We start from the raw sequence: 8764 nt of genomic DNA, 5'->3' as shown, positions 1-8764 counted from the left end.
TTACTGACCTGTATTGCACCAAGCTCGATGCCAAGCTCTCGAGCAATTTTTGCCGCCAACTCCGGGTTGGCGTTCCCTGTGAAAACGCGCAGGGTGTTGGTTTGCATCCGCTCTCTCCTTGCCATAGGGCCTGTAATCGCTCAGATATCGCCTCATTGGGCGATGTTCTTGTGGCGGGCCAAACAGGGCAAAGCCCTCCCGCTCTTTAGCCTGGTCTGCTCGTCCTCCGCGTACCCCTACATGCGCCAATTTTCACGCAAAACCAGAATTGGTTGCCTATTGCGCGAACACGAAACGCAAAAAATTTCGTTTATAGAATCTACCCTATTTAGAGGTGTTCTTCTGCTCCCCTTTGCCGGCTTTGCGCCGCCTATAGTCCGCCGCCCACCCCTCCTTCACGATCTGATGCGAGCGGGCAATGGCCAAAGCATCGGCGGGCACGTTGGCCGTGATCACCGAGCCGGCCGCGATAAAGGCACCCTCGCCGATCTCCACCGGTGCCACCAACGTGGAGTGTGAACCCACAAAAGCGCGAGGGCCGATCTGCGTGCGATGCTTTTGAAAGCCATCGTAGTTACAGGTAATGGTGCCTGCGCCGATATTGGTTCCCTCCCCTATCTCCGCATCGCCAAGATAGGAGAGATGCGACGCCTGGGCACGTGGGCCAAGCATGGCGTTTTTAAGCTCCACAAAGTTCCCAATGCGCACCCCGGCCCCTAAATGAGAGTTGGGGCGAATCTGGGCGTAGGGGCCTACACGTACATCATCTTCTAGTACGCTATCGGCCAGCCAAGAGGCGTACACCTGCACCCGGTTCCCTAACCGACAGCCTTCGATGCGGGCAAACGGCCCCAAAACGCACTCTTCTCCGACCTGGGTACCCCTTAGCAACAGCGTGTTTGGTTGAATAACGCTATCCTGCCCCACCGTAACATCCACGTCTACCCAAGTGCTCATGGGGTCTACTACCGTAACTCCGGAGAGCATAAGGTTTTCCAACAGACGCGCTCTTAGCAACGCCGCAGCCTGTGCAAGCTCTACACGCGTGTTGATGCCAAGCGCCTCATTGGGGTCTTCTATGGCTACAGTTTCTACAGGTGCCCCTTGCTGCACAAACCAGCCGATGACGTCCGTGAGGTAGTACTCTCCCTGGGCGTTGTTGGGGCGCAGTTGGGCGAGCGCCTTCCAAAGCCGAGGCCCATCAAAGGCATAGATGGATGGATTGCACTCGCGACATCGGCGCTGTTCCGGCGTGGCGTCACGCTCTTCAACAATGCCGATCACGTGCCCTTTCTCATCACGGATAATGCGGCCGTAACCGGTCGGGTTTTGCAACTCCATCGTCAGCATGGCCACAGGCACATGGGCTTGTACCCGCGCCTCAACAAGCCGCCGAAGGGTAGGAGGTCGAAGCAGAGGGGTATCCCCGGCCAGTACGAGCACGGTATGTGGCCAACTCTCCAAAAGGCTCTGCGCTGCCCGAACAGCATCTCCGGTGCCTAAAGGGCGCTCCTGATGCACAAACTCAAGCGAGCATCCCTCCGGCGTCGCCTCCACAAGCCCTGCGCGTACCCGCTCCGCCTCATGGCCCACCACCACCACTACCCGTTCGACGCCAGCCTCCCAACAGGCACGGACTACATGGGCGGTAACCGGTAAACCGCAAAGAGGATGTAACGGTTTGGGCAGCCGCGATCGCATGCGTGTAGACTTGCCGGCCGCAAGCAGCACGGCCACCGTTGGTGGCAACGTCTGTTCCCCCGTAGGATGGGCGCCTTGATAAGCGGCATGTGTCATGCAGAAAAACTCCATCAGACGAAATTGTATTCGAGCACACAAAAAGACAGTGTCTGCCTCTAGCCTGCCTCTCCTCCGCAAAACAGAAGAGAAAGACAGATCGTCACGTGGGCGCGTCAACGGCGTTTCAAAGAGGTAGATGTGGCCTTGAACACACCTTTATTTGGCACGAGCGGCGTAGTTAAGGCGCAGATCGGTTAAACGACGCCGCAGTTCACGTAACTCCTGCTCCGGCAGATCGCCCTCCATCTTGCTTAAAAGAAACTGCATACAGTCTATGGCAAGCTGTGCCGCCGGCAGGTTCTCCTCGGTCTGGCCGGTCTTAGGGTTTGCATGAAGCCCCAAAGCACGCCACGCATGAGCATCAAAAACGCCAACGAGCGCCATTGCCAGCTGTTTTACTTCCATCTGCAAAGCGACAAGAGGCAACAAGATCTCTGGGCTTGGCATCCCCTCATCGCTCTTGGAAGATGAGGTATCGGTTGTTGGCTGGGATGGTGACGCCTCTGCAGACGATGACTCTTCCTCGCGGCCGGCTGCAGCAGAAGCACGACGGTCTATCACACGAAACTCCGGTGCTTGATCCTCCATCGTCTTCCTCCCTCAGGCTACTGAACACTCTAAACTCGTTTCTCGTCGCTCAGCCTTCTGCAGAAGAAAGTATAGCATAGATCGAGGCAAATCACCAAGAAATTTTTGCTATACAGGACAGCACGTACTTGCGATAAAACAAGCCATAGCTCTATCCTCACCTCTGCCCCTATCAGGGAGAGGAGAGACCGGCAAACTTACTCTCGCTCTCGGTTTCTTTCGGTAGGCTCTCCTTCGGAAACTTACCGCGGACGGCGCCTTTGCGGCCTGAATTGCTCTCTTAATCGCCTATCTTTCTGTCCGCTGTGCTGTCAAGGCCGACACCCACCCCCTCAAGGACAACGTTCTCCCCCTCAGAGCTGATGGGAATGGAAACTCAAGATTTCTCGCCTTCGGCTCGAAATGACAGGCGTCTCTCTTGCCAGCTCTTCAAGGCCGATACAGGGGTCCCCAGAAAATCTTGCGATTTTCTGGGGCAGGGCGCCCTCCCCCTCAAGGCCGACGGTGCTGCGCATTGCGTCTTTTTCCCTCAAGACCGACGCCCCCCTCATCTGCTAAGACCGCTGCGTCGTCGTGCGCTAGCGGCTCCCGAATAGAACGTTAGCCGGGAGGCCATGTCATGAAACGACCGCCGAGAATGTGCCAATGGAGATGATAAACCGTCTGCCCGCCGTTCTCTCGACAGTTCACCACCACCCGAAAACCATCATCGGCAAGCCCTAACTGCTTCGCCACCTCCTGCACGCAGCGCAAGGCCCTGCCAAGTAGAGCGGTATCCTCCACATCCAGCAAAGTGTCAAAGTGTTGACGAGGTATCAGCAGCACATGCACCGGCGCTTGTGGGTTGAGATCACGAAAGGCCACAAACTCATCGTTCTCGTACACCTTCTCTGCCGGAATGCTTCCATTGGCGATCCTACAAAACACACAGTTCTCTGTCATGTACTCTCCCTCCATTGGATCGATGTTTAACTGCGCTCGCCTCTATCCTTCAAAAAGAAGTTAAGAAGCCCGCTAATAAGCCCCATCGCGATGAAGCCAAACAGGGCGGCCTTTGGGCTGGTGATACGAAAAGTAGGGAGCACCGTGCCCAGGAGCCAAAAACAGGCCACATTCAACGCAAACCCAAATAGCCCAAACGTGAGACAGTTGATAGGCCAGGCAAAAAAGAGAATGATGGGTCGAATCAACGAGTTAAACAGCCCTAATATAACCGACACCAAGAGGATGGTTACCACATACTCCGTGCCCTTTGCATGAATCTGGATGCTTGGGTAGAACTGAACTAGAATGTAGAGCGCTAAGGCACTAACCACCCAGCGGGTAATCCAATTTCGCATAGCCACACCTCCTCTAAATCTATGGAGCCTCGCTACGCTAGAGTATACCCGTCTCCGCCTGAGGCGTGCAGGAAGTCGCTTAGGCGACGGTGTATAATAGGGCAGTTTCGAGAAAATAAAATAAATAGAGGAGTGAGGAGAACCCAATGCCGTTTTTCTTGCGGTTACGCCTGATTCTCATGATGTTTTGGGAGTATGCCGCCTGGGGCGCGTGGATGCCTATCATCAGCGACACATTGGAACACCGAGGCATTAGCCCCGCAAGCACAGGCGCGATCTTCGGCGCTTTCTGGCTTGGATGCGTTATCACGCCCTTCATCGGCGGGCAGATCGCCGACCGCTTTATGCCCAGTCAGATATTTCTAGGAATTTCCCATATCCTTGCGGCCATTGCGGCCTTCACCATGGCGCACCAACATTCCGTCATCGGCCTTTATGCCTCCATGCTGGCCTGGTCTCTCTTCTTCGCGCCCACGTTAGGCATCACCAACTCGATTACCCTCCACCACGTATCCCGCTACGTAAACAACGAAAAGATACGAGAACGCGAGTTCTCCATCATCCGCACGGCGGGCACCATCGGGTGGATTGTGGCCGCCTTTCTCTATTTAGCCTATACAAGGCTCACCCATTACCATGCGGAAAACCTCAGCACCCCCATCGCAGAGATGATGCTTACGGGCATCCTCAACCTGGTAATGGCCTTTACCTGCTTCTTTATCCTTCCCAACACCCCGCCCGTTAAAGAGAAGAGGGTAGACCCCCTGGCCTTTCGCGAGGCGTTCCGCCTGTTTCACGAGGTGCCCGGCTTCACCGTCTTCATCATCATCTCCTTCTTTGCCGCCACCGAGTTCATGTTCTTTTACAACCTGTCCGCCCCCTTCCTCGATAGCCTTCACATACCGAGAAACCTCATCCCCATCACCAAGTCTATCAGCCAGGCCACCGAAGTCATCGCTCTTGGCGTGCTGCTGCCGCTCTGGTTGCCGAAATTCGGCATGCGTTGGTGCCTACTTATCGGCAGTTTTGCCTGGCCTTTGCGCTACCTCATCTTTGCGCTTCAAAAACCGGTATGGCTCGTGGTGGCCTCTTTGGGCCTGCACGGCTTCGGCTATGCCTTCGTCATGGTAGTACAGCAGCTCTATATAGACCGTGTGGCCCCGCGCGACATTCGGGCAAGCGCACAAAACATGATCAACTTCTTTACCTTGGGCATCGGCAACGTCATCGGTAGCTACTTCAGCGGATGGGTACAACAGCACTTCACCGTAAACGGTCAAACAAACTGGCCGCCGGTGTTTATTCTGCCCGCCGTCACCACGCTGATCTGCGCCCTGGCCTACATGTTTACCTTCCGTGATGAGGATGTAGAACGCATTGCAGCCCTACGAGAGGAACAGGCGGTGGTGGCATAAAGGCGCAAAGAACGTCACACGGGAAAAACGCGTGCGTTTTGGACGTATAGTAGGAGGGTACACAAACCCTCCCCTATTTTGTGGAGATAAGGAGAAGAAAGAAGGTGCCTTTTGAACACAACCCCGCCCGAAGAGCGTTTATGGCCTCGGCGCTGGGATTAACGGTTTTTGCGGCGTTTGGGCAGCCCGACGCCATTGCCGATTCGATTAGCCCCAACATCCAAAGCTACGTCGTTAAGAACCTTCAAGATTTTGAGGCCTACATCCATCTCGTACGCTATAACGCCGAAGCAGCCCGACGTATCAATAAAGATTTCGGGCTGATCTACGAATGGATGCAAAAGGCCAGAGGAGACCTACTCGTCCGCTATAAAGAGCCGGATAAGTTTCGCCTTGATGGACGTTTTGGCGCCAACAAGGGTGTTTTCATCATTAACGAAACCACCCAGATCGTGCGCCTGAGCATCGGTTTTAAGGACGTACGCGACCTCGGTAAAAGCCCAGGGAAGCGCAAAACCCTGTTGGATATGGGGCTTATCTCGCCTGACTATCTCTCCTACACGGAGGCCGAGTTTCAAGGGGTTCGCCCCTTCAAAGGCACTCCTTGTGCCGTCTTTCGCATTAGCTATCGAGATAAAAGCCTTGATACCTCCTTTCGTTTCGTATGGATAGACCCAAAAACGCGCGTTACTTTAAAACGCGAGGAGTATAGCCAAGAGGGGAAACTTCTCTCCATTTGGTACTATAAGAACATTAAAGAGGTGGCATCGGGGTTGTACATGCCCACAACAATAGAGGTGGACGACGATCAGGGCACGTTGGCCGGCGAAACGGCCTATCGAGACATTCGGGTGAATATCCCTATGCCCGATAGCCTCTTTGAGTAGTCGAAGGAGTTAAAGTGGAAGGCGCAGGAGTGAAACTGCCGGGGCCTAAAGGCTTTTGGGAGATCGTAAAAAGCGTTAGCGCGGCCGAAATCGCCCGAGAGGCTCAACGTCCTCTCAACTTAGGCCTAGTAGGCCCCGCCGAAACGCGAGAGCCTATCGTGCAAGCGCTCTATGGCCTTACCGAAGGAACCGAGCCGCCCCTTACACCTCGTGTGCTTCCCGGAACCTCGGCGCTTTCGGTTTACGATTCGTTTAAGGAGGAAGACGGCTTTCCTCGCAATCCGGAGTACCATGATCTGGTGATTGACCTCACCGGCTCGCGTGAGGGCGCACCCGAAGGTGTTCCTATATATAGCGTTCCGGAGTTGGGCGGCTGGGAAAAAACGTTGGAGCGCATCCTCGAAGACAAACCCGACCTAGCCCTCGCCCTAGCCCGCAGCTTTCCCGCCTTCCGCTCCATGGTAGCTAGGCGGATTGTGCAACAAACGGCTCTCGTTAACGCCGAGTTCGCCATGCTTTCGGGATTGGTGGAGCAGGTGCCCCTCTTGGGGGCCATCGGCATTCCCGGAGCCGCCTTCAGCGACATCGTAGTCCTTACCAAAAACCAGGTGATGATGACGCTGCGTTTAGCCGCCATCTATGGGCTAGAGGTGGATTTTCAAAGCCGATTGGCCGAGCTGGCCCCTCTGCTTGGCAACGCCTTTGGATGGCGCGCCATCGCCCGCGAGCTGGTCGGCCTCGTGCCGGTTGTGGGGTTCGTTTCGCGCGCCGCTATCGCCTACGCCGGAACGATCACGGCAGGACGGGCGATGCAGTTCTACTATGAAACCGGACGCCGTATGAGCGCAGCGCAAATCCGCCAGCTCTATCGGGAAGCTTTTATCGCCGCCAAGGATAAGCTACGCGGGCTTACCCCCAAAAAATCTCTCAAATCGCTCCCGCCCCCTGCAGAGCCGCTCCTCGTGGAAGAGAGAGAGTTCGCAGAAACTCAGGAAAGGACGGAAGAGAGCGCTCTCTAAACGTTTTTGTGCGCCGAACCTTCATCCTTTCCCGTCTCCGAAGAGGAATTTACTTCTTCCCCCCTCTCCCCCACCGCGTGTAGCAAAAAGGCCTCAGAAGAATCGTGTGCATGGGCCGCACGCAACAGCGTTTCGGCATCCGGCGGGGTGGGCGCCGCCGAGGGGCGGAGCAGTTGCGATGGGTAGAGGGCGGTAAGGTGGTCAATCGCCTCGTCTAAACGCGAGAGCAACTCGGCATTTGCCGTTTTTCGGCGTGCCCGCCGAAGCATTACCAACGTATCCTGATCGCCAAAAACGCCCATCCCGTGCACAAGCGCGGGCAGCAAAACCATTCGTAGAAGGGCCGTGTTGCCCTTACCCTCTTTTCCCGATCCGGGTAGTAGCCGATAGAGTTGCTCCTTAACCGCTTTCGGCAACTCTACGCGCTCCTCAGGGGTTAGCCGTAGAAGCCGATCATGCGCGATCGTCAGCAGCCTGTTATATGGTTTCCGCTTGTTCTCGGGCGCCCACGCGAGGGAAAAATGGATGAGAAGCCACAAAATATCCGGAAGCGCCTCAAGGAATTCGCGCTGCCCCAGCCTCTCTGCCGATGCCACAAGCTGTGCGAAGAGCTGCTGATAGTTTGCGATGCAGCGCATAACAGGCACAATAAGACATGAGGCCACTAAAACACCCAGGCCAACGGAGGCGATGATGAAGAAGCCCTCATATTTGCCTACATAGGATGTTAGATGCAATAGTGATGATAGTCTATCAATGATATACAATATAATAAGCGGTAGCACAAAAGTAGCTATTGGTAAAGAGAAGATATATGCAAGAACGACAAATACCGTTCTCAGATTCCGTGTGCGGTAGGTGCGTATTAGCTTTCGAAATCGCGCTAGCTCACCCGTTTTCCCCGATTTCGCCTTAGAAAGGATGACCCCATCTTTCCATAGAGCGGTGGGATCGGCACCGAAGGCGGAGGGGTTTAGCAGTGCGTAGATTTCAGGGTTGGAGTAGTACTCGCTTAAGAGAAAACGCCGGTTGATGCGGCTTAGTCCTTTGATGCTTCGAGCACGCAGGAAATCGTGCACCAAGCGCGGCTCCCCACAAAAGGTGATAAACTCTTCAAGCCGCCTAATATGCCACCGATGCTCCTTGCGAAGCCTCTGAATAAGGGGAACAAGGCCCTCCGAGGTTTCACACACAAGATAGGTGAGTGCGGCAACGACGGTGCCTCCCTCTCTCCGTACAAAACTCTTGAGACGACGGATGTACCACCGCTCCAATGTGGCAAACCCCACTACATAGAGCACAAACAGGAGGAGAACGCCTATGGTAATAGGCAACGACAAGAGGCTCTGTTCCAGAGCGAGCGCCCGAAAGAAATACACGCCGTAAGAGAGAAGGGTGCCGAAGGTGGCGCACCAAAGCGCTGCATACACTCCCTTCCGAAGCCGGTCGCATCTACCCAAATAGCGCTCGAAGCGCAGCTCAAAAAGCTTGCGGTGGATGTAGTCTTGCAGCACCGCTGCAGGAGATGGGGAGAGCGTGCCGAGCAGCCGCAGGCCCTCCTGGCTAATCTCCGGTTCATAAAAACATAGCAAGGAGACCCCCTGCGTTTACGCGGGGGAGGAATTGCTATCCGCATTCCCCCGATTGTCGAGAGCAATCGTGGCGTCACAATAACTCCTCGCACTCCTTTCCGCTTTCGCTGGTAAGTAGAGAGT

8 protein-coding genes are annotated in these 8764 nt (G+C 55.2%); 3 read left to right on the top strand and 5 right to left on the bottom strand.

Annotated features, from left to right (window positions below; all coding sequences use genetic code 11):
• Window positions 1-324 precede the first annotated feature (324 nt).
• From glmU to VKV29_RS09515, 4 genes are all read right to left on the bottom strand, one after another.
• Window positions 325-1797 (bottom strand): bifunctional UDP-N-acetylglucosamine diphosphorylase/glucosamine-1-phosphate N-acetyltransferase GlmU, encoded by a 1473-nt coding sequence (glmU, locus tag VKV29_RS09530; RefSeq protein WP_324201074.1) that lies wholly within the window; start codon window positions 1795-1797, stop codon window positions 325-327.
• 159 nt (window positions 1798-1956) lie between these two features.
• Window positions 1957-2388, bottom strand: coding sequence for a DUF1844 domain-containing protein (locus tag VKV29_RS09525; RefSeq protein ID WP_324201073.1), 432 nt, complete (start codon window positions 2386-2388; stop codon window positions 1957-1959).
• A 600-nt stretch (window positions 2389-2988) separates the two neighbouring features.
• Entirely contained in the window at window positions 2989-3330 is a 342-nt protein-coding gene (locus VKV29_RS09520) for a histidine triad nucleotide-binding protein (protein ID WP_324201072.1), read from the bottom strand.
• A 26-nt stretch (window positions 3331-3356) separates the two neighbouring features.
• On the bottom strand, window positions 3357-3728 hold the full coding sequence (locus VKV29_RS09515) for a phage holin family protein (RefSeq protein ID WP_324201071.1): 372 nt from the start codon (window positions 3726-3728) through the stop codon (window positions 3357-3359).
• Window positions 3729-3874: 146 nt separating this feature from the next.
• On the opposite strand from VKV29_RS09515, the gene VKV29_RS09510 reads away from it, so the two are divergent.
• From VKV29_RS09510 to VKV29_RS09500, 3 genes are all read left to right on the top strand, one after another.
• Complete coding sequence (locus VKV29_RS09510) at window positions 3875-5143, top strand: MFS transporter (RefSeq protein WP_324201070.1); 1269 nt, start codon at window positions 3875-3877, stop codon at window positions 5141-5143.
• A 104-nt stretch (window positions 5144-5247) separates the two neighbouring features.
• The gene (locus VKV29_RS09505; RefSeq protein ID WP_324201069.1) at window positions 5248-6030 is read left to right on the top strand and encodes an outer membrane lipoprotein-sorting protein; all 783 of its coding nucleotides are present in this window, start codon (window positions 5248-5250) and stop codon (window positions 6028-6030) included.
• 14 nt (window positions 6031-6044) lie between these two features.
• Window positions 6045-7049 carry a hypothetical protein gene (locus VKV29_RS09500; protein WP_324201068.1) on the top strand — a complete coding sequence of 335 codons (1005 nt, stop codon included), beginning with the start codon at window positions 6045-6047 and terminating at the stop codon, window positions 7047-7049.
• On the opposite strand, the gene VKV29_RS09495 is transcribed toward VKV29_RS09500, so the two are convergent.
• Window positions 7046-8641, bottom strand: coding sequence for a hypothetical protein (locus VKV29_RS09495; RefSeq protein ID WP_324201067.1), 1596 nt, complete (start codon window positions 8639-8641; stop codon window positions 7046-7048). The two genes, VKV29_RS09500 and VKV29_RS09495, sit on opposite strands and share 4 nt — an antisense overlap.
• Window positions 8642-8764 lie beyond the last annotated feature (123 nt).

This window comes from Chthonomonas sp. (genome assembly GCF_035294165.1).
In the GTDB taxonomy this organism is placed as follows: Bacteria; Armatimonadota; Chthonomonadetes; order Chthonomonadales; family Chthonomonadaceae; genus Chthonomonas.
The sequence above is the reverse complement of the archived record's forward strand: the minus strand, read 5'-3'. Positions and strand labels throughout refer to the sequence as shown.